The sequence below is a fragment of the Saccharothrix sp. ST-888 genome, from assembly GCF_000955975.1.
GTDB lineage: Bacteria > Actinomycetota > Actinomycetes > Streptomycetales > Streptomycetaceae > Kitasatospora.
Genome location: NZ_JYJF01000019.1, coordinates 44,320 through 64,573, shown reverse-complemented (window position 1 = coordinate 64,573; position 20,254 = coordinate 44,320). Strand labels below are relative to the sequence as shown.

Below are 20,254 nucleotides of genomic sequence, written 5' to 3'. Positions count from 1 at the left end.
TACTGGGGCCGCCGGGCGTCCTCTCGTGGGGGTGCCGGTGGGTCTTGTAGGTTGCCCTGATGTCGTCGGTTGGGTACGGGAGTGATCGCCGCGCCGAGGTTGAGGCGCTGCGCGGGTTTCTGTGGGCGGATCCGGGGCGGTGGCCGGAGTTGGCGCCGCGGGTGGTGGAGGGGGTGGGGGCCGATCGGTTGCGGCGGATCGTGGCTGCCACCCGGGAGCGGGTGGGCGGGTTCCGGGAGGTGTCCGACAGCCGGGCCGGGTTGGTGGTGGCCGGGCCGGGCGGCCGGGTGCTCGCCTGGGTGCGGGTGGACCGGGACGGGTTGCTCACCGGTCTGCTGATCTCCCCGGTGCCGCAGGGCCGTGCGGAGCTTCCGGTGGCGGTGCAGCGCCGCCTGGTCAGGGCGTTCTACTGGCTGCTGATCGGCTACTGGGCCTTCTGCTGCTGGAGTTCGGCGGACGTCACCGGGTGGGCCGGCGCGCTGCTCGGTCTCGCGTTCGGGTGTGTCCTGTTCGAGGGCTACGGCGCTGCGGGCATGGAGCCCTGGTGGAGCCGCCGGCCGATCGAGGCAGTGGCGTTGGCGGCCCTCGGCTCGGCCTGGCGCCTTCCCCGGCTGCCGCTGGGCGACGACTGGATGCAACTCGTGGTCGGGGCGGCGCTGGCAGGTGTGAGTACCGGAGTGCTGATCCGGGCCCGCCGGCACAGCTGGGGGACCGGCCCTGCGGTGCCGCTGGCCCGGTTCCCGATGCGTGGCGGCTGGTACGTCGGCCAGGGCGGGGGCCGGTACCTGAACCACCATGTCGACGTGCCCGAGCAGCGCGGAGCCGTCGACCTGCTCCAGGTCGGCGGCAGCGGCTCGTACCGGGGCGATGCCCGGACGCTCGCCTCCTACCGTGCGTACGGGGCCGAGGTGTTCGCGCCCTGCGACGGGCGGGTGGTGGCGGCGGTCGACGGGCTGGCGGACCAGGTGCCCGGCGTCATCCGGTACGGCCCGCTGTACGGCAACCATGTCGTCATCGACACCGGCACGGAGCTCGTCATGCTCGCCCATCTGCGGCCGGGCACCGTGGCGGTGACGGTCGGCCAGGAGGTGGGCGCCGGGCAGCTGCTCGGCCAGGTCGGGAACTCGGGCAACAGCAGCGAACCCCATCTGCACCTCCACACCGAGCGTCAGGGCCAGGGCCTGGACCTGGTGTTCGCGGACGTCGGCGGCAGCCTGCACCGGGGCCGCACGGTCCGCGCGTGACCCGGCGCGGATCACGGATGTTTCCGCCCCGGCCGGGGCATGATGGGGCGCATGGACTTTCGTATCTTCACCGAGCCGCAGCAGGGTGCTTCGTACGAGACCCTGCTGCGGGTGGCCCGCACGGCCGAACAGCTCGGCTACGACGCCTTCTTCAGGTCGGACCACTATCTGAGGATGGGCGACGGCGACGGCCTGCCGGGCCCGACCGACGCCTGGATCACCCTGGCCGGCCTGGCGCGGGAGACCGAGCGGATCCGGCTGGGCACGCTGATGACGGCCGCGACCTTCAGGCTGCCCGGCGTGCTGGCGATCCAGGTCGCCCAGGTGGACGCGATGAGTGGCGGCCGGGTGGAACTCGGCCTGGGCGCAGGCTGGTTCGAGCAGGAGCACACCGCATACGGGATCCCGTTCCCGGGTCGGCGCTTCGACCGGCTGGAGGAGCAGCTGGCCGTGGTCACCGGACTGTGGTCCACCGCGCCGGGCAAGACCTTCGACTTCGACGGCAGCTACTACCAGTTGAAGGACTCCCCCGCGCTGCCCAAGCCCGTGCAGGACCGGATCCCGGTGCTGATCGGCGGTCTGGGTGCCAAGCGGACGCCCGCCCTGGCGGCCCGCTACGCGACCGAGTTCAACCTGCCGTTCGTCTCGGTACAGCGGACCGCGGAGCAGTTCGCCCTGGTACGGGCCGCGGCCGAGGAGCACGGACGTCCGGCCGACGACCTGGTGTACTCCAACGCGCTGGTGGCCTGCGTGGGCCGGGACGACGCCGAGGTGGCGAGCCGGGCGGCGGCGATCGGGCGCGAGGTGGACGAGCTGAAGGCCAACGGCCTGGCCGGTACTCCGGCGGAGGTGGTGGAGAAGATCGGCCGCTACCGGGAGGCCGGGACCCAGCGGATCTACTTCCAGATCCTCGACCTCGACGACCTGGACCACCTGGAGCTGATCGCCGCTCAGGTCCGCCCGCAGGTCGGCGAAGACCAGGGCGAGCAGGCCCGCTGAGCAGGGCCGGGTCGCCCAGCCGACGGAGATCGCCGCGGCCGTCCTGTGGCCGGCCTCGGAGGACTCCAGGTTCGTCGTCGGCCACGACCACGTCATCGACGGCGGCGCCACCGCCTGACCCCCGCCGTACCGGAGGGCGGAGCGACCGCAGCACGCGGTCGCTCCGCCCGGTGCGTTCCGGGCTGGTCGGGTCAGCTGCACCGACCTGACACACGACCTGACGTTTTCACCCGCAACCGACGTTCTGCCCGCCACCCGTCGCTGTCGCCCCGGCCGCCTTGCCGGTGCTTTCCGCGCTGCGGCAGCATCGAATCCAGCGGAGCACGGATCCGCCGGCCCGGGGCCGAAGTGACGACAGATCAGAAAGGCGGGGTGCTGTGCGTACGATCGAGATGGGACGGCGGGCCCGTCCCGGCCGGATCAGCGCCGGATGGCACGCCCTCACCCCGGCCGAACTGCGCGTTGCCCGCCTGGTGGCCCTGGGCATGACCAACCGCGCGGTGGCCGAGGAACTCTTTCTCTCACCCCACACCGTGGACGCCCATCTCCGGCAAGCATTCGCGAAGTTGGATGTCTCCAGCCGGGTCCAGCTCACCCGCCAGGTATTGGTCCACGACACTCTCGGCGTGTAGCCGGGGATTCGGGTGGTGCCGGGCGGTCGGGCGTCAGGCGGGACCGCCGGGCAGGCGGATCGCCTCGGTGTCCAGAGCCTGGCGGACGGTCTCGGCCAGGCCCTGGAGGTGCGGCTCCGGCAGGCCGGGCGTACGGGCCGAGAGCAGGGATATCTGCCAGCGCATCCGCGGCACACCGGGGAGCGGGAGCAGAGTGCGGCCGTGGCGGGCGGTGGTCAGCCCGCACGGGAGCATCGCGCAGCCGAGACCGGACTGCGCGGAGGCCAGCACGCCTTCCACCGAGCCGAGTTCGAGACTGTCCGGGGACTCGCCCGAGCGCAGCCGGAGGAACTCCGGCAGCCAGCGCTGGGAGGGGCAGTCGGGGTCGGTGAGCAGGACCTGGTGGACGGCGGCGGAGCCGGGGCGGACGGCGGGCCTGCGGTGTCCCGGCAGGCCGGCAACGGGCGCGAAGTCCAGCGCCCGGAGCGGGGTTTCGACCAGATCCTCGGCGGCACGGCGGTCGGTGTGGCCGACCCGGGCCGCCCGTTCGGCGAGTACGGCGGTGCGGTGGCCCGCATCGGTCCGTCTCGACTCGGCCGGGGGCTCGTGCCCTCTTGCGGCGACCGGGCCGGTGACCGCCTGCGGAACCGGACCGGCGACCGAGTCGGCCGCCGGGGCGGAAGTCGGCGCGGAAGCTTGGGCGGAAGCCGGGGCGGCCAACGGATGGGCGGCGGCCTGGGCGAGCGGGCCGCCGAACGGTCTGGCCGGGGCGGTCGCGGTAGCAGCGAGGGCGGCGGCGGAGGTCCTGGCCGGCTCCTTGCCGGCCGCGGGGCCGGTGAGCACGACCGCACAGTCGAGCTCGCGGTTCCGCAGGGCGGCCTGGAGCTCGGTGGTCCCCAGGACCCGCAGGGCCAGCTGGGCACCGGGCAGCTGGAGGCGCCCGAAGTGGGCGATCCTGGCGAGCTGTTCGCCGTACGCCAGGGTCGGGACGACACCGACGGTGAGCCGCGGCACGGTGGTGGCCGGGCCGCGCAGCGCCTCCTCCAGTTCGCCCACCAGGGCGAGCAGCTGGTCGGCGTAGCTGCGCAGGGTCAGCCCGGCGGGAGTGAGCTGGACGCCGCTGGGGAGCCGCTGGAAGAGCTGTTCGCCGACCTCGCGCTCCAGTGCGCGCATCTGGGCGGTCACGCTCGACTGGGAGTAGCCGAGCCGCTGGGCGGCCCGGGTGAACGACCCGGTGCGGATGACCTCGCAGAAGGTGCGGAGGGTTCTGACGTCGATATCCACTGCTGCTCCCCCGTGCCGCCACGCTGGTGGCGGGGCCCTCGTAAACAGACGCCAGGGGCGCCCGGCTCGTCTCCGTACCGGGCGCCCCTGCTCGTCGCGCTGGACTCTACTCGGCCAAGTGTGCGTCGACCAGCGGGAAGTCGAGCTCCGGCTCGGCCACGTGGTTGAAGAAGTTGGACAGCACGTTGAGCGCGACGTGCCCCACGATCTCGGCGATCTCGGCGTCCGTCACACCGGCCGCGCGGGCCTCGGCGAGAGCGGAGTCGCTGACCCGGCCGCGCTCGGTGATCACCGCGTCGGTGAGCTTGAGCACCTGGTCCATGTGCGGGTCGGTGTCCTGGCCCTTGCGGGTGGCGAGCAGCTGCTCCTCGCTCAGGCCGACCTTGCCGCCGCGCAGGGTGTGCGCCGAGACGCAGTAGGTGCAGCTGTTCTTCTGGGCGATGAACAGGGCGAGCTGCTCGCGCTGCTTGGTGCTGAAGCTGCCGCCGACCAGCGCGTCCCGCATGGCCAGGTAACCGCGCAGGGCGGCCGGGCCGTTGGCCATCGCCGCGTACAGGTTCGGCAGCTTGCCGAGCTGCTTGAGGGTCCCCTCCAGAAGCTCGCGCTGCTCCTCGGTGGCGGTCTCGACGGTCAGTTGGGGCAGACGGGACATGGCGAGTCTCCTCGGATCAGCGTCATATGGAACCGATCGGTACCGAAAAAGACGGTACCGATCGGTTCCGTCTCGGTCAACGCGGGCCCTCGTCAATGTCAGGTTGTGCAGCGGAGACTGACGTGGCGTCTGGTAGCGGGCCATGCCGCAATTCAGAACCGAGTGGTACCGTTTTCGAATGCCGAGCCAAGCCAGGGAACGACTCCTCGTCGCCGCCGAGCGACTGTTCTACGAGGAGGGCGTCCGCGCGGTCGGGATCGAGCGGATCCTCTCGGACTCCGGCGTGGGCCGGGCCTCCTTCTACCGCCACTTCCCCAGCAAGGACGAGCTGGTGGTGGAGGTGCTGCGGCGCCGCGACGCCAACTGGCGGGCCTGGCTGGCCGAGACGGTGGAAGCCAGCCCGCTCGGCCTGGCGGACCTCCCGCTCGCCCTCTTCGACGGCCTGGCCGAGCGGTTCGCCGCCGCGGACTTCCGGGGCTGCGCCTTCATCAACACGATGGTCGAGGAGGCCGACCACGACAGTGCGGCGCACCGGGTCGCCCACGAGCACAAGGAGAAGGTGATCGAGTTCCTCGACCGCCTCCTCGCCGCCGGGGGCTACCGGGACCACCTCGCGCTGGCCCGCCAACTCGCCCTGCTCGGCGACGGCGCGATCATCACCGCCCTGCGCGAGGCCACCCCGGAGGCCGCCACCCGCGCCCGCACGGTCGCAGCGGCCCTGCTCGGCACAGCCCCCAGAGCCAACACCTGACCCCTGCGGGGGACGCTTCGGCACTTGACCGGCCATGCACCACCTTGGGGGCGCGGGGAACTGCGCGAGTAACTCTGCACCTCCGTAGATGCCTGGTCGCGCAGTTCCCCGCGCCGCTGGGGGGTACACCCTTGCTCCTGAAGGCTCACCGGCGCCGCCTGGGGGCGCCCTTGTCCCTGAAGATTCACCGGCGTTGCCGGAGGGCTCACTCCTGGTCCCGGAGGGTTGCGGCCAGTTCGGTGCGGCGGACTTTGCCTGAGCGGGTTCTCGGGAGGCCGGCCGTGAAGTCCAGTCCCCGGGGGACGAAGACCGGCGCCAGCTGCGCGGCCGCCCGCTCCAGCAGCGCCCGCCGCAGCGCGGCGGCTCCCGCCCCCGTCGGCAGCCCCGAACGCAGCACCACCACCGCGTGCGGCACCAACCCCCCGAGCGGGTCGGCCCTGGGCACCACGGCCGCGTCGGCCACCGCCGGGTGTCCGCGCAGTACCGCTTCGATCTCCACCGGCGAGATCCGGTGTCCGAAGGACTTGAAGACATCGTCCGTCCGGCCGAGCAGCCGGATCGAACCGTCGGCGCAGCGCTCGCCGCTGTCACCGGTGCGGTAGAGGCCGTCGGCGAAGGCGGCCGCCGTCCGCTCCGGGGCGTCGGCGTAGCCGGTCATCAGGCCGGCCGGCCGGTCGGTGAGGTCGATGCAGACCTCGCCCGCCTCCCCGGGTGCGCCGGTCACCGGGTCGCGCAGCACGATCCGGTAGCCGGGCAGCGGGTGCCCGAGCGGTGAGAGCGGCTCGGGCGCGTCGGGGGTGCGGCCGATCAGCGCGGTGGCCTCGGTCTGCCCGTAGCCGTCCCGGACCCGGACGCCCCAGGCGGCGGCCACCTGCTCGATCACCTCGGCCGTGAGCGGTTCCCCGGCGGCCGTCGCCTCGCGCAACTCGGGCTGTCCGGTGGCCAGATGGGGCAGCAGGGCGCGCCAGGCGCTGGGCGGTGCGCAGAAGCTGTCCGCCCGGTGTTCGGTGAGTACCCGGGGCAGCAGGTGGGCGGGCAGCCCGCCGTCGGGCGGTGCGAGCACGGTGGCCTCGGCCGTCCAGGGGACGAAGAAACTGCTCCAGGAGTGCTTGGCCCAGCCGGGCGCGGACAGGTTGAGGTGCCGGTCGCCGGGCCGCAGGCCGTTCCAGTAGAGGCTGGAGAGGTGGCCGACGGGGTAGCTGGCGTGGGTGTGCTCGACCAGTTTGGGCAGCGAGGTGGTGCCCGAGGTGAAGTAGCAGAACGCCGGGTCGGCCGAGCGGGTCGGCCCGGCGGGCAGGTAGGGGCGCCGCACCCGGGTGTCGGGGTAGCGGAGCCAGCCGGGCCGCTCGGCGCCGAGCGTGATCCGGCGGCCCGGCACGGGCAGGTCGTCGACCAGCGCAGCGAGTTCGCCCGTGCACAGGACGTGGGAGATCCGGCCCCGGCCGATCCGGTCGGCGGCCTCCTCGCGGGTCACGTCCTGGTACGTCGGCACCACCACCGCGCCGATCTTCAGACAGCCGAGCAGGGCCTCCCAGAGTTCGGCCCGGGTGCCGAGCAGCAGCAGGACCCGCTCGCCCCGGCGGACGCCCAGTTCGGTCAGTTCGGTGGCCAGGGTGTCGGAGCGGGAGGAGAGTTCGGCGAAGGAGACCCGTTCGCGGGTGGCGACCCGGCCGTCCGGGCCGGGCGTGCCGAGCACTTCGAGCGCGGTGCCGTCGTTCCCGGCGGCGACCACGTCGAACCACTCCAGGGCCCAGTTGAACTCCTCGGCGCGCGGCCACCGGAACTCCGCGTACGCCGACTCCCGGTCGCCGCGCAGCCGCAGCAGCAGATCGCGGGCGGCCCGGAACTCCCGGTGCGCGGCCGTCCTGCGGTGGCGCCAGTAGCCGCTGCTCATCGCGTACCGGCCTTGGCCGCCAGGGGAGTCGGCTCCAGCATCGCCCCGTCCAGCAGCGCGCCGGCGATGGCGTCGGCGTCCCGGGTGAACGAGCCCCACGACCCCGGCCGTCCGCTGCCCACCTGGGTGAACCAGCGGGTGTGCTCGCTGAGGATCCCGATCACGTGCATGCTGCGTTCCACCGCCCCGTCCGCCCGGATCGGGTGGAACGGCGAATCGGTGGAGGCCAGCCCGCCGGTGTCATAGGCATGCCCCTCCCAGGAGTTGACGAAGGTGCGGATGGTGCCGTCCGCGAGCAGGCCGCGGATCAGCGGGTTGCGGTCGGTGCGCAGGTCGGTGCCGGGCACCCGGGCGTCCACCAGGGCGTCCAGGCCGACCCGGGAGCTGTCCACCTGGAGGGACTCCACGGTGAACCGTCCGGCGGTGCCGTCGCTGCGGAACACCGCCTGCGGGCCCACGGGTTCGAGGATCCCGGCGTCGAGCAGGGCGAGGAACTGCTCCGAGCGCACGGCGGGCGGGCCGGTGGAGATCAGCGCGGCCAGCGGGTTGAACTCGGTCAGGAAGCGGCGCTGGGACTCGGGGGTGAGCCCGCCGAAGTCGACCACCGATCTGATCGTCTGCCGGACGTCGCGCAGTACGTCGCAGGCGGCCTTCAGCGGCCCGTCCGCGTTGCCCAGCCGGGCGTCGGCCAGGTCGGCCCGCAGCCAGTCGGTCAGCGCGGTGCGGAACTCCGCGGCGGTGCAGAACCGCTTGCCCCGGAACGGGCGGGCCAGGGTGTCGAAGTCGGCCAGCACCGTCGGGTCCACCCCGTACTCGGCGGCCAGCCGGGAGAGCGGCTCCAGCAGGGGCGTGTCGGCATCGGCCAGCGCGGCCGTGGCCCGCTCGGTGAAGTCGGCGGCCGCCGCCGCTCCGACCGCCGCCTCGCCGATCACCGCGTCCCCGGCCGCGGTACGGATCCGGGTGGCCAGCAGGACCAGGTTCACCTCGGCCATCAGCCAGGGCAGTACCGCGGCGTGGAAGTCCACCCCGCCCCTGGCCCGGACCGCGCCCATCCGCTCGGGGGTGAACAGCCGGGCCCGGTAGCGGTGCAGCGGCGGCTTCTGGTTGACGCCCCGGGCCAGCAGCGGAACCCCGCTGCGCGAGGCCGGGAAGATCCGGGGTTCGCGTCCGCTGGGCAGGTAGCGCAGGCCGTCGGGGCCGTCCGGTGCGAAGCGGCCGCCGCGCCCCTGGGTCAGCTCGACCAGGATGTCGTAGAAGGTCAGGCCCATGCCGAGGATGCCGACGCTGGCGCCCGGCGGAATGTCCTTCAGCGGCATCTCGCCGGCGGAGTCGCCGTTGATGTAGCGGACGGTGGCGCTGCCGGCGGCGAAGGCGGCCCGGTCGCGCTGCGGGCCGTCCAGGTCGTTGGAGGGGTGGCCGGTGGCGAGCACCACCCGGTCCACGGTGAGCACGTCCCCCCGGTCCAGGCGCAGCCGGTGGGCCCTGGTGCCGCCGTCCTCGTCGGGGATCCGGTCGGCGCTGAGCACCCGGGCGGGGACCCGCTGGACGGTCAGTCCGACGGGCAGGGCGGCCACGATGCGGTCGAAGACGTGGCTCAGGTAGCGGCCGTAGACCACCCGGGGCGCGTAGCCGTCGGGGTCGGCGTTCTCGGGGTCGGCCGCGGCCCACCACTCGGCGAGGGTCGGTCCTGCGCCGGGCCGGGCGGGTCCGTCGTCGCCGGGGCCGGAGAACATGGTGACCTCGCGGGCCGGGGTGTTCATCAGGAAGTGCGGGGACTGCGACTGCCGCCAGATCCGTCCCGCACCCGCCTGGTACGGGTCGATGGCGTGGATCTCCACCGGGCGGGCGAGCGGCTGCTCCAGGCAGCGGGCGGCGAGCCGTTCCAGCACCGACAGGCCGCGCGGGCCGACACCGATCAGGGCGACCCGCAGCGGGGCCGGCCGCTGCTCTGACCCGGTGCCGTTCCCGGCTCCGGCGGCGGGCTCCGGCCGTGCTCCCGGCTCCGGCTGGGCTCCCGGCTCATGGCGGCCTTCCGGCGCGGCCTGCCGGGCCGCCGCGTCGTGCTGCTCGGCGACCCGGCGGAGCATCAGCGAGAGCCGGTCGGAGGTGACCGGGGTGGTCCGGCGTCCGGCGGAGAGCAGCGGCATCGCGCCGAGGTCGGCCCAGCGGAGCCGGCCGTCCTCGGCGATCACGCCCCGCGCGGCGCCCCGGTTGTCGGGGTGCAGGCAGTACGGGACGTCCAGCAGGCCGCGCCGGAAGGCCCGCAGCAGGGCGGTGCCGACGTTGTCGGAGAGCGAGAGCACGGCGGTGACCAGGGCCCGGGCCTCGGCCAGCACCTCGCCGCCGTCGACCGGGGGGCCGGCCGGCTCAAGCCGGGTGCGGCGGGCCTGTTCGGCGGCGTTGCGCAGCGCCGTCAGGTTCTCCTCGACGGTCGGGATGCGGTGCGCCTCGGTCTCGGTCTTGACGATCAGCCGCTCGGCGCCGCCCCGGACGGCGAGTTCGGCGCTACGGGCGAGCAGCAGGCGGGCACCGGGCGCGGTCCTGGGGAAGACGCCCATGTAGGTGTAGAGCACCAGATGGCGGTCCACGTCGGGCGGCAGCAGTTCGTCGGCGAGCCGGCGCAGGGCGGTGAGCGCCTCGGCGTCCTGCCCGGCGTGGGTCTGCTGGGCGTAGCTGAGCGAGACGCTGGTGATGCCGTTCTGGACGAAGAACAGGCACTCCAGGACGGACACCGCGACCAGCAGCGAAGGCGGGCAGAGCTGCCCGAGCAGGCAGCCGCCGAAGGACTCCAGGTGGGCGCCGGTCCCGGCGGCCCGGCTCTCTTCGGCGAGCAGCCGGGTGCCGTCCCGCCAGGCGGCGACGGACTCGGCGAGCGGGGTGCGCCCGTACGGCAGGCAGTACGAGACCGGGCCGCCCTCGCTGGTGTACAGCCCGGCGGCGGTCATGGTGCGGAAGATGGCGATCGGGTCGGCGGAGCCGTGCCGGACCTGTACGGGTGTGGCGGGACCGGCCGCACCGGCCACCCGGGCGCCGACCCGGGGGCCGTGGGCGACCAGCGGGAAGCCGTTCAGCGGCCGGCCCGCGCGCACGGCCGCGGTGGCGGCGGCGTGGTCGCCGACCCGGGTGTAGCTGTCCAACGTGACGGTGGCGACGGTGCGTTCGGGCAGCCGGGCGACGGCGGTGACCCCGGCGGCCATCTCCTCCGGGCGGGCCATGCCCATCCGGGGCTGCACCACCAGTTCACCCGCCTCGGCGGCGGCCCGGACGTAGGCGCCCAGGTCGGGCGGTCCCGGGCGTCTTGGGGCGGGGATCGAGCGGGTCATGCCGCGACCCGTTCGGTACGGGCCGGGCCGGCGGGGTCGAGGGCGGCGAGCGGGATGAGCTCCGCCAGCCGCTCCAGCAGCACCTCGGGCCCGGTGCCGTCGGGGTGGACGCCGTCGAAGCCCGCCTCCAGCAGTTCGGCGCGGCGCTGCTCGGCGCCCTCCGGCGAGATGCCGAGCAGACCGCCGGCGACCATCGGGATGCCCCGGGTGTCGGCCTCCGCGCGCAGCGCCCGGACGGCGCGCAGCCCGTCCAGGTGCCCGTGCCCGTTCACCGAGCTGAACACCACCAGGTCCGGCATGGTCAACCTGGCGGTGTCCACGAGGAGTTCCTCGGGCACACAGGGGCCGAGGTTGAGCACCGAGTGGCCGTGCTCCTCCAGGAAGAGCTGCAGGTGCACCAGGTTCCAGGTGTGGGCGTCGGAGGATCCGGTGGTGAGCAGGACCCGGCGGCCGTCGGCCGGGGCGGCCTGCGGTACGGGACGCAGCAGTTGCGGTGCGGCCGACTGGGCCATGACTACTCCTCGAAACAAGCTGGTCAGGTGTCTTGCGGACGCGCGCGGCGGACGGGTTTCCCAGGGGCGCGGGGAGCTGCGCGATCGGTACTCCGTGAGGATGCACGGCTGGTCGCGCGGTCCCCGCGTCCCTGGGAACAGACCGCCGGGGCGGTTGTGCGGTCGCCGTCCGCGCGCGGGTCACGCAGCGGGGAGTGCCGCGCCCACGCCGGTGGTGATCTCGCCCGGTTCCGGCTGCCGGTTGGCGGCCGGGCGGGCGCGGACGGCGAGCACCGTGCAGCCCTCGGCACTGGACATCTGGTGCCGGGTGCCCGGCTCCTCGATGACCAGGTCGCCGCGGTGGAAGCGCCGGCCGTCGCTGTGGTCGAGGACCCCGTCGAGCACCAGCATCAGCTCGTGCCCGAGGTGCTCGTGGAAGTCCCCGTGCGCGCCGGGCGGGAACCGCAGCAGCAGCGCGGCGGAGTCCTCGCCGCTGCCCTCGTCGGGACCCCACAGCACCACGAACTCCACGCCCGCCCGGCCCGGTTCGGTCCACGGGACCCAGGGCAGGCCGTCCTGCTCGAAGCCGTTGCGCAGCACGTCCCGCAGGATGGTCACGTCAGGCATCGAGCGCCACCCCGCCGGTCCGTACCGTCCCCCAGGGCAGCGGGCCGAGCACCACGGGGGCGCCGACCATCGAGCCGAACTCCCGCCAGGCGCCGTCGTAGTTGCGGACGTCCCCCAGCCCGAGCAGCTCGTGCAGGACGAACCAGCTGTGCGCCGAGCGCCAGCCGATCCGGCAGTAGACGACCGTCGGCGCCTCGGGGTCGAGCTGGCCGTAGACGGCGTTCAGCTCCTCGTCGGTGCGGAAGGTGCCGTCCGGGCGGACGGTGAGGTTCCACGGGATGTGCTGGGCCGACAGCGCGTGGCCGGGCCGGACCCCGAGGTCCTCGGGGACGCCGGGCGGCGAGGTGCTCTCGCCGAGGTACTCCTCCAGCGAGCGGGCGTCGACCAGGTTGGTGCCGCCGATGCCGGCGATCACCCGGTCGCGCCGGGCCCGGATGGACTCGTCCGGCTGCCGGACCGGGTAGTCGGTGGCGGGCCTGGCCGGCATCTCGAAGGTGAGGTCGCCGCCCTGTGCCTCCCAGCGGCCGCGGCCGCCGTCGAGCACCCGCAGTTCGCGGTGCCCGTACAGCCGGAACTGCCAGTACCCGGCGGTGGCCCACCAGTTGCAGTTGCCGCTGTAGAAGACCAGGGTGTCGTCCTCGGCGATGCCGTGCCGGCCGAGCAGGGCGGCGAAGTCCTCGGGAGCGAGCAGGTCGCGGCGGACCGGGTCCTGCAGGTCCCTGGTCCAGTCGAGGCTGACCGCCCCGGGTATCCGCCCGGCGGGGTTCTCGCCGCCGTCGGTGATCTCGATCAGGACCACGCCCCGGTCGGCGGCGTGCGCCCGGACCCAGTCGGTGCTGACCAGGTACTTGTCACGGTCCATGGGTACTCCGATTCCTGTGCGATGGTGCCGGTGCGCCGGCTGCCGTGGTGCCGGTCGCCGAGCGCCGGTTCCTGTGCGCTGATGAGGGATGCCCGCGGGTGGGCGGGCGACGGGCGGCCGAAGGCCGCAATCACCACCAGTACGTCGGGTACTTGCCGATCGCGCCGGCCCGCGAGGCCAGCAGTCCGAGCAGGATCAGCAGCACGCTGCCGACGGCCAGCAGCACCAGGAAGCGGACCGGGGCCGGGTGTTGAAGGACCACCAGTGCGGCGGTGGCCGCCGCCGGGGCGTGGACGGCCCGCAGCAGTGCCATCAGCCCGACCGACAGCCCGGCGGCGACGGCCGCGGACCAGAGCGAGTGCCCGATCAGCGCGCCGGCCAGCAGGCCGAGGGCGGCCGAGCCGAGCTGCCCGAGCAGGACCGAGCGCGGCTGGGCCGGGGGCAGCGCCGGGCTGGCGCAGACGATCATCGCGGTGGCGGCCAGCGGCGCGACCAGCAGGACCTGGCCGGCGGCCTTCCCGAGGGCGACCAGGACCAGCAGTGCGACGGTGGTGGTGACGGTCCCGAGGACCAGGGCCCGAGCGCCGGGCATCGGCGGCGCGGTCGGCTTGGCGGCGGCGCCCGGTGCGGCCGGGCGGGTGGTGGTCGAGTTGCTCATGGCGTCAACTCCTCTCGGTGGAAGATCAGTTGGAGTGGCCGTGGAAGTAGCGCTCGGCCTTGCAGTGCACCACGCGGCCGATCTGGTGGCCCATCGTGAGCCCGGGCTCGTTGTCGAAGCTCCAGTGCATGCCGCCGTAGAGGCGGGAGATGCCGGCCTGGGCGGCGGCCTCGGTGAAGGTCGGCCAGGTCAGGGTGATGTCGGTGGCGGGGGTGAGTCCCGGCTCGATGGTCGAGGTGCCCGCCTTGAACAGGTACGAGTCGCCGAAGTCGTCCGAGCCGGTGAAGCGGCGCAGGAACTCGGCCGCCGCGCCGGAGAAGGTGCTGTGCCCGGAGACGGTGGCCGGGAAGGCCGGAACCGGCACGTACGCACGCCAGTTGACGCCGTCCATGGCCACGGTGCCCTTGCCGGGGCCGCCCCAGGACCGGATCTGCTGTCCGCGCAGCTCGTAGGGGATCAGGGTGCTCGGGCGGGCGAAGTCGTACTGGCGCTTGACCGCCCAGGAGCCGATGGCGGCGTCGGTCTCGGCCATGTTGAGGCCGAAGAACAGCTTGGCGTCCTCGTCCACGGTGTAGCCGTCGCGGGCGGAGACGAACCGGCCCCAGGCCTGCTGGGCGCCGGGCGGGGTGACGTCCGCGTCCAGCCAGAACTCGGCGATGGCCTTGTGCTCGTCGGTCAGGTCGGCGCTGATCTCGACGAGTTCGGCGACCGCGTCGGCCAGTCGGGAGGACGGGTAGGCGGGCGGCGCGGGCACCGTGAACTGGTCCGGGCGCTCCAGCGCGAACGGCACCACGGTGGCGAACTGCGGGGTCAGGAAGTGCTGGGTGGCGCCCTTGACGATCAGCGGGGTCCAGTGCGCGGGGGAGGCGATCAGGCCGGGGGCGAACGCGGTGATGTCCTGCGGCTGGTTGACCGGCTGGTAGCCGGTGGTGTCGGCGTACGCGTTCAGCTGGTTGGCGCCGTCCTGGTGGCGGAAGTCCAGCACCGCCTGCGCGGTGCGGCGGCCGATCTCGGCCGGGCTGGTGGACGGGCCGCCGGTGCGCGCCGGGTCGTAGCCGAGGCTGCGCAGCATGGAGTCGGCGGCGGGGGTCTGGTCGGGGTAGAGGTCGCAGAGCGCCTTGTGGGCGGCGTAGCTGATCGCCTCGTTCTTGTTGGCCAGGGTCCGCTCGGAGCGGGGGCGGCGCAGGCTCCCGCCGAAGCGGGTGCCGACGGCGACGCGGTCGTAGCAGGCCCAGGCGTCGTAGACGCAGTTGTGCACCACGGCCAGCGAGCGGGCGTTGACGGTGGCCGGGCCGAACACGGCGCCGGTCGCGCGGTACTTGGCCAGGATCGCGTCCATGGTGGCCTGGTTCCAGCGGACGACCACGCTCGGGTCGGCGTCGGCCGTACCGGCGGCGCGGCGGCCGGTACGGGTCTCGGCGGCCCAGGCGGACGGGGTGCCGGCCAGTGCGAGCGCACCGGCCGCGCCGAAGGCGGCGGCGAGCGCGGTCCGGCGGGACAGCGGGCGGGCGGGTACGGAGGGCGGGGTCATGGGGTCCTTCTCACGACGCTGGGGCTCGGGAGCGGCGGCCAGGGACGCGGCCGGCATCCGGGACCGTAGGTTGCGGCGCGTGTCAGGAGCGTTGCGCGGGTATTGCACGGTGCTGCCCCGGTCTTGTCTCCGTCCTGTCAAACAATCAGACCGGACGGTATTTTTGCTGGTCAGCCGGGAAGGCCGGGGACAAGGAGCGATCGCTTTCTTCCATGGCAGGTATCAGAGGACTCGATGGGTCCCGCCGCCGTCCCGCCGCTCTCACTAGCGTGTGCATCCGGTGAAGGATCAGGGGGAGGTCTTGCCATGGCCAGAGTGCTGCCGGTGGTCGTACCGCCGCCCGCACCGCCGCCGCCGGCGGTCGACCTCGAACTGCTCGGCGGCTTCGCCCTCCGCCTGGACGGGCGCGAGGTCCAGCCCACCATCGCGGCCCGCCGCCTGCTCGCCCTGCTCGCCGTCGAACCGGGCGGGCTCACCCGCGCCAGGGCCGCCGCCGTGCTGTGGCCCGCCCTCGACCAGGCCAGGGCCGGGGCCGCGCTGCGCACCGCCCTGCACCGGCTCCCCGGCGACCGCGCCCACCTGCTCCAGGGGACCTTGGAACGCCTCCGGCTCGCCCCGCACGTCAGCGTCGACCTGGCCGACCGGCGGGCCGTCGCCGCCCGCATCCTCAACCTCGCCCTGCCGATGCCCGCCGAGGACCTCGGCCGGGCCGCCGCCTGCGACTTCGGGGCCGACCTGCTCCCCGACTGGGAGGAGCACTGGCTCGCCCCCCACCAGGAGCGCTGGCGCCAACAGCGCCTGCACACCCTGGAAACCCTCTCCGCCCGCCTCGCCGAGGCCGGCTGGGCGGGCGCCGCGGTGGACGCCGCGCTGGTCGCCGTGCACGCCGACGGCCTGCGCGAGAGCGCCCACGAAACCCTCGTCGCCGCCTACCTCGCGGCCGGCAACCAGATCGCCGCCCGCGCCTACCGGGCCTCCTACCGCGAACTCCTGCGCCGCGAACTCGACGCCCGCAACTGAGCCGTGGGCGCGCGGGCCGGTCCGCCGCCGGGCGGCCGCCGCACGCTCCGGTGGCAGGATCGGGCGGCTGCGGTCAAGGTGGGCGGCGGGGGTCACCGCGAGGGAGACGAGATGCCTGAAGTGACCGAAGCGTACCCACCCGGCACTCCGTGCTGGGTGGACCTGATGGTGCCGGACCAGCAGGCCGCGCTGGACGTGTACCGGGACCTGTTCGGCTGGCAGGGTGAGGTCGGCCCGGCCGAGTTCGGCGGCTACGCGATGTGCACGCTGAACGGGAAGCCGGTGGCGGGAATCATGGCGGCGATGGCGCCCGAGGGGCAGCCGACGCCGCCGACCGTCTGGACCACCTACATCGCCACGGCCGACGCGGACGCCACCCAGGCCGCCATCACGGCCAACGGCGGCACCGTGATGATGCCGGTGATGGACGTCGGCACGGTCGGCCGGATGCTGGTGGCGGCGGACCCGAGCGGTGCGGTGTTCGGAGTCTGGCAGCCGGTGGACTTCTTCGGCGCGCACGTGGTCAACGAGCACGGCGCGCTCACCTGGAACGAGCTGCACACCGCAGACTTCGACGCGGCGGCCGCCTTCTACCGGGCCGTCTTCGGGGCCGAGATCGCGCCGATGGGCATGCCGGAAGCCGGCGACTACCACGTGTTCAACGTCGGCGGCCGCGGGGTCGGCGGCGTCTCCAGCCTCGCCAACGACCCGCCCGGCACGCCCGCGCACTGGCTGACGTACTTCGCCGTGGACGACGCGGACAGCGTGGTGGACGCGCTGGTCAAGCGCGGCGGCACGGTACTGGTCCCGCCGTTCGACATGGTGGCGGGCCGGATGTCGGTGCTCGCCGACCCGCAGGGCGCCCTCTTCGCAGTGATCAAGGCCAAGCCGATGTAGGTTCGGCAGCCCTCGGCCGCAGAGCCTGGGAGCCGCCCGTTCGCGACGCGCCAGGCGTACCGCAAATGGGCGGCTTCGCGTGCCGTACGGGCCACACTGGCAGGTATGTTGGGACTTCCGGACCACATCCGAGCATTCCTCTTCGACCTCGACGGAGTGCTGACGCAGACCGCGAAGGTGCACGCGGCGGCCTGGAAGGACATGTTCGACTCCTTCCTGAGAGCCGAGGCCGACCGCAGCGGCGAGGAGTTCGTCCCGTTCGACGCCGTCGAGGACTACGACGCGTACGTCGACGGGCGCCCCCGGCAGGACGGCACCCGGGCCTTCCTCGCCTCCCGGGGCATCCGCCTGCCCGAGGGCACCCCGGCCGATCCGCCGGGCAGCAGGACCGTCCAGGGGCTGAGCACCGCCAAGAACGTCACCGTGCTGCGCATGATCCAGGAGCAGGGCGTCCAGCCGTACCCGGGCTCGGTGGAGTACCTGCACCGGCTGCGGGTGCTCGGCCTGCCGCGCGCGGTGGTCTCCTCCAGCGCCAACTGCCGGGACGTGCTGCGGGCCGCGGGCATCGACGGGCTGTTCGACGTGGTGATCGACGGGGTGGTCGCCAAGCGCGAGAACCTGCCGGGCAAACCCGCGCCCGACACCTACCTGGCCGCCGCCCGTGCGCTCGAGACCCCGCCGGAGCACGCCGCCGTCTTCGAGGACGCCCTCGCCGGGGTGGCCTCCGGGCGGGCCGGCGGCTTCGGCACGGTGGTCGGCGTGGACCGGGTCGGCCAGGCCCAGGCGCTGCGCGAGCACGGCGCGGACATCGTGGTCGCCGACCTCGCCGAACTGATCGAGCCCGACGGCCGATCGGCTGCGAAGGCTTCGGCATGAGCCCCTCCAACGTCTTCACCATCGACCCCTGGGGCCTCGCCGAAGAGGGCCTGGACCTGCCCGGACTCGCCCGCGCCGAATCGGTGTTCGCACTCTCCAACGGCCACATCGGCCTGCGCGCCAACCTGGACGAGGGCGAGCCGCACGGCCTGCCCGGCACCTACCTCAACGGCGTCTTCGAGCTGCGCCCGCTGCCGTACGCCGAGGGCGGTTACGGCTTCCCGGAGTCCGGGCAGAGCGTCATCAACGTCACCAACGGGAAGATCATCCGGCTGCTGGTCGACGACGAGCCCTTCGACCTGCGCTACGGCGAACTCCGCAGCCACCAGCGGAGGCTGGACTTCCGCGAAGGGGTCCTGCGGCGCGACGCCGAATGGACCTCGCCCGCCGGGCGGACCGTCAAGGTCAAGTCCTGCCGGCTGGTCTCGCTGACCCAGCGGGCGATCGCCGCGATCGACTACCGGGTCACCGCGGTGGACGGTCCGGTGCGGATCGTGCTCCAGTCCGAGCTGGTCGCCAACGAGCAGCTCCCGGACGGCTCGGGCGATCCGCGGGCCGCGGCCGCCCTGGAGGCGCCGCTGGTCGGCGAGGCCGCGCACGCCTCCGGGATGAAGGCCGTCCTGGTGCACCGGACCAGGTTCAGCGGCCTGCGGGTGGCAGCCGGGATGGACCACCTGGTCGAGGGGCCGGAGCACTTCGACGCCACCGCCGAATGCGTCGAGGACCAGGGCCGGTTCAGCGTCACCACGGTGCTGAAACCGGGCGAGCAGCTGCGGTTGGTCAAGCTCATCTCCTACGGCTGGTCGGCGACCCGCTCGCTGCCCGCGGTCCGCGACCAGGTCGAGGCCGCGCTGACCGCCGCGCGGTTCACCGGCTGGGACGGGCTGTACGCCGAACAGCAGCAGTTCCTCAAGAAGTTCTGGGACACCAGCGACGTCCAGCTGGACGGCGACGTGGAGTTGCAGCAGGCCGTCCGCTTCGCGCTCTTCCACGTGCTGCAGGCGGGCGCGCGGAGCGAGGAACGGGCCATCCCCGCCAAGGGGCTGACCGGCCCCGGCTATGACGGGCACAGCTTCTGGGACACCGAGACCTTCGTCCTGCCGGTGCTCACCTACGCCATGCCCTCGGCGGTCAAACAGGTGCTCACCTGGCGGCACGGAACGCTGCCGATGGCCCGTGACCGGGCCGCCCAACTCGGCCTGGCCGGAGCGGTGTTCCCCTGGCGTACGATCCACGGTGAGGAGTGCTCGGGCTACTGGCCGGCCGGTACGGCGGCCTTCCACATCGGCGCGGACATCGCGGTCGCGGTCGCCCGCTACTGCCGGGCCACCGGGGACGTCGACTTCGAACAGACCCTGGGGCTGGAACTGCTGGTGGAGACCGCCCGGATGTGGCGCTCGCTCGGCCACCACGACTCGGAGGGCCGGTTCCGGATCGAGGGCGTCACCGGACCCGACGAGTACAGCGCCATCGCGGACAACAACGTCTTCACCAACCTGATGGCGCAGACCAACCTGCGGGTCGCCGCCGAGACCGTCACCCGGCACATGCACCAGGCCTCCGGCCTCGGCGTGGACACCGAGGAGGCGGCGGCCTGGCGGGACGCGGCCGCGGCCATGTACATCCCGTACGACGAGAAGATCGGCATCCATCCGCAGGCCGACAACTTCACCGACCACCAGTTCTGGGACTTCGAGAACACCCCGCCGGAGAAGTACCCGCTGCTGCTGCACTTCCCGTACTTCGACCTGTACCGCAAGCAGGTGGTCAAGCAGGCCGACCTGGTGCTGGCCATGCAGGTGCGCGGCGACGCCTTCACCGCGGAGCAGAAGGCCCGCAACTTCGCCTACTACGAGCGGCTCACGGTCCGCGACTCCTCGCTCTCCGCCTGCACGCAGGCGGTCATCGCGGCCGAGGTCGGCCAGCTGGACCTGGCGTACGACTACACCGCCGAGGCAGCCCTGATGGACCTGCACGACCTCGGCGGCAACACCAAGGACGGCCTGCACATGGCCTCGCTGGCGGGGGCCTGCATCGCCCTGGTGGCCGGCTTCGGCGGCCTGCGCGACCACGATGAGGAGCTCTCCTTCCGGCCCCGACTGCCCGCCGGACTGGGGCGGTTGTCCTTCGCCATGGTGGTGCGGGACCAGCTGCTGCACGTGGAGATCACCCATCAGCGCACGACCTACACGCTGCGCCGGGGCACGCTGCTGACCCTGCTGCACGAGGGGGAGCAGCTGAAGCTGGAGCAGGGCAGGCCGGTCGGCCGTCCGACCGTGACGCCCACCAGCCAGCCCGAGCGGTGCACCCAGCCGCCCGGTCGTGAGCCGGCCAGGCGGCAGGCGCAGGCGGGCCTGCCGATCGGTGTGGTGGAGCACCTGCCTGCCGAGTGACACAGTCAACTCCTTCTGTGGTTAGGGAGTTCGCGGTTGCCGGCGCAATCACCGGGAGCTGTGAGTTCGGCCCGGCTTTCCCCTCCGGGCGGTAAAGGGATGGTCGAATCCTGACCGGCCCGTTGTTTGACCTGCCCATGG

18 protein-coding genes are annotated in these 20,254 nt (G+C 73.5%); 9 read left to right on the top strand and 9 right to left on the bottom strand.

All coding sequences use genetic code 11. The annotated features are described in order from the left end of the window. Nucleotides 1-59 precede the first annotated feature (59 nt). The 4 genes from UK12_RS36460 (at nt 60) to UK12_RS09875 (ending at nt 2,875) form a co-directional block, all read left to right on the top strand. Complete coding sequence (locus UK12_RS36460; protein ID WP_231591123.1) at nt 60-1,244, top strand: M23 family metallopeptidase; 1,185 nt, start codon at nt 60-62, stop codon at nt 1,242-1,244. Nucleotides 1,245-1,295: 51 nt separating this feature from the next. Beyond that, nucleotides 1,296-2,243 carry an LLM class F420-dependent oxidoreductase gene (locus tag UK12_RS09880; protein WP_045301858.1) on the top strand — a complete coding sequence of 316 codons (948 nt, stop codon included), beginning with the start codon at nt 1,296-1,298 and terminating at the stop codon, nt 2,241-2,243. 28 nt (nt 2,244-2,271) lie between these two features. Next, a complete protein-coding gene (locus tag UK12_RS37720; protein ID WP_231591127.1) occupies nt 2,272-2,361 on the top strand; it encodes a hypothetical protein in 90 nt (29 codons plus the stop codon). 259 nt (nt 2,362-2,620) lie between these two features. Continuing rightward, complete coding sequence (locus UK12_RS09875; protein WP_231591122.1) at nt 2,621-2,875, top strand: helix-turn-helix domain-containing protein; 255 nt, start codon at nt 2,621-2,623, stop codon at nt 2,873-2,875. Nucleotides 2,876-2,908: 33 nt separating this feature from the next. Here the strand turns inward: UK12_RS09875 and UK12_RS36455 are convergent, their stop codons facing one another. Together UK12_RS36455 and UK12_RS09865 are read right to left on the bottom strand one after the other, a co-directional pair. Next, complete coding sequence (locus UK12_RS36455) at nt 2,909-4,138, bottom strand: LysR family transcriptional regulator (RefSeq protein WP_052681771.1); 1,230 nt, start codon at nt 4,136-4,138, stop codon at nt 2,909-2,911. 106 nt (nt 4,139-4,244) lie between these two features. After that, on the bottom strand, nt 4,245-4,790 hold the full coding sequence (locus UK12_RS09865) for a carboxymuconolactone decarboxylase family protein (RefSeq protein WP_045301856.1): 546 nt from the start codon (nt 4,788-4,790) through the stop codon (nt 4,245-4,247). Nucleotides 4,791-4,968: 178 nt separating this feature from the next. On the opposite strand from UK12_RS09865, the gene UK12_RS09860 reads away from it, so the two are divergent. Next, on the top strand, nt 4,969-5,541 hold the full coding sequence (locus UK12_RS09860) for a TetR/AcrR family transcriptional regulator (RefSeq protein WP_045301854.1): 573 nt from the start codon (nt 4,969-4,971) through the stop codon (nt 5,539-5,541). A 205-nt stretch (nt 5,542-5,746) separates the two neighbouring features. Here UK12_RS09860 and UK12_RS09855 read toward each other — a convergent pair whose 3' ends face one another. The 7 genes from UK12_RS09855 to UK12_RS09825 all read right to left on the bottom strand — a co-directional run bounded on the left by UK12_RS09855 (nt 5,747) and on the right by UK12_RS09825 (nt 14,927). Beyond that, entirely contained in the window at nt 5,747-7,435 is a 1,689-nt protein-coding gene (locus UK12_RS09855; RefSeq protein WP_045301852.1) for an AMP-binding protein, read from the bottom strand. After that, nucleotides 7,432-10,758, bottom strand: a complete 3,327-nt coding sequence (locus tag UK12_RS09850; RefSeq protein ID WP_045301850.1) for an FAD/NAD(P)-binding protein — start codon at nt 10,756-10,758, stop codon at nt 7,432-7,434. The genes UK12_RS09855 and UK12_RS09850 overlap by 4 nt, the downstream gene beginning before the upstream one ends. Continuing rightward, the gene (locus tag UK12_RS09845) at nt 10,755-11,270 is read right to left on the bottom strand and encodes a cobalamin B12-binding domain-containing protein (RefSeq protein WP_052681770.1); all 516 of its coding nucleotides are present in this window, start codon (nt 11,268-11,270) and stop codon (nt 10,755-10,757) included. The genes UK12_RS09850 and UK12_RS09845 overlap by 4 nt, the downstream gene beginning before the upstream one ends. 180 nt (nt 11,271-11,450) lie before the next feature. Then, nucleotides 11,451-11,876: a cupin domain-containing protein gene (locus UK12_RS09840; RefSeq protein ID WP_052681769.1), complete on the bottom strand. Its 426-nt coding sequence runs from the start codon at nt 11,874-11,876 to the stop codon at nt 11,451-11,453. Then, on the bottom strand, nt 11,869-12,738 hold the full coding sequence (locus UK12_RS09835; protein ID WP_045301848.1) for a sulfurtransferase: 870 nt from the start codon (nt 12,736-12,738) through the stop codon (nt 11,869-11,871). The genes UK12_RS09840 and UK12_RS09835 overlap by 8 nt, the downstream gene beginning before the upstream one ends. 130 nt (nt 12,739-12,868) lie before the next feature. Continuing rightward, complete coding sequence (locus tag UK12_RS09830) at nt 12,869-13,396, bottom strand: HPP family protein (RefSeq protein ID WP_045301846.1); 528 nt, start codon at nt 13,394-13,396, stop codon at nt 12,869-12,871. A 25-nt stretch (nt 13,397-13,421) separates the two neighbouring features. Next, nucleotides 13,422-14,927 (bottom strand): vanadium-dependent haloperoxidase, encoded by a 1,506-nt coding sequence (locus UK12_RS09825; RefSeq protein WP_052681768.1) that lies wholly within the window; start codon nt 14,925-14,927, stop codon nt 13,422-13,424. 306 nt (nt 14,928-15,233) lie between these two features. Between UK12_RS09825 and UK12_RS09820 the strand changes: the two genes are divergently transcribed. From UK12_RS09820 to UK12_RS09805, 4 genes are all read left to right on the top strand, one after another. Continuing rightward, entirely contained in the window at nt 15,234-15,947 is a 714-nt protein-coding gene (locus UK12_RS09820; protein WP_045301843.1) for an AfsR/SARP family transcriptional regulator, read from the top strand. Between the two features lie 111 nt (nt 15,948-16,058). Further along, a complete protein-coding gene (locus UK12_RS09815; RefSeq protein WP_045301841.1) occupies nt 16,059-16,844 on the top strand; it encodes a VOC family protein in 786 nt (261 codons plus the stop codon). 105 nt (nt 16,845-16,949) lie between these two features. Beyond that, nucleotides 16,950-17,720: an HAD family hydrolase gene (locus UK12_RS09810; RefSeq protein WP_045301839.1), complete on the top strand. Its 771-nt coding sequence runs from the start codon at nt 16,950-16,952 to the stop codon at nt 17,718-17,720. Then, nucleotides 17,717-20,113: a glycoside hydrolase family 65 protein gene (locus tag UK12_RS09805; protein ID WP_045301837.1), complete on the top strand. Its 2,397-nt coding sequence runs from the start codon at nt 17,717-17,719 to the stop codon at nt 20,111-20,113. Before UK12_RS09810 ends, UK12_RS09805 begins: the two co-directional genes overlap by 4 nt. Nucleotides 20,114-20,254: the final 141 nt, after the last annotated feature.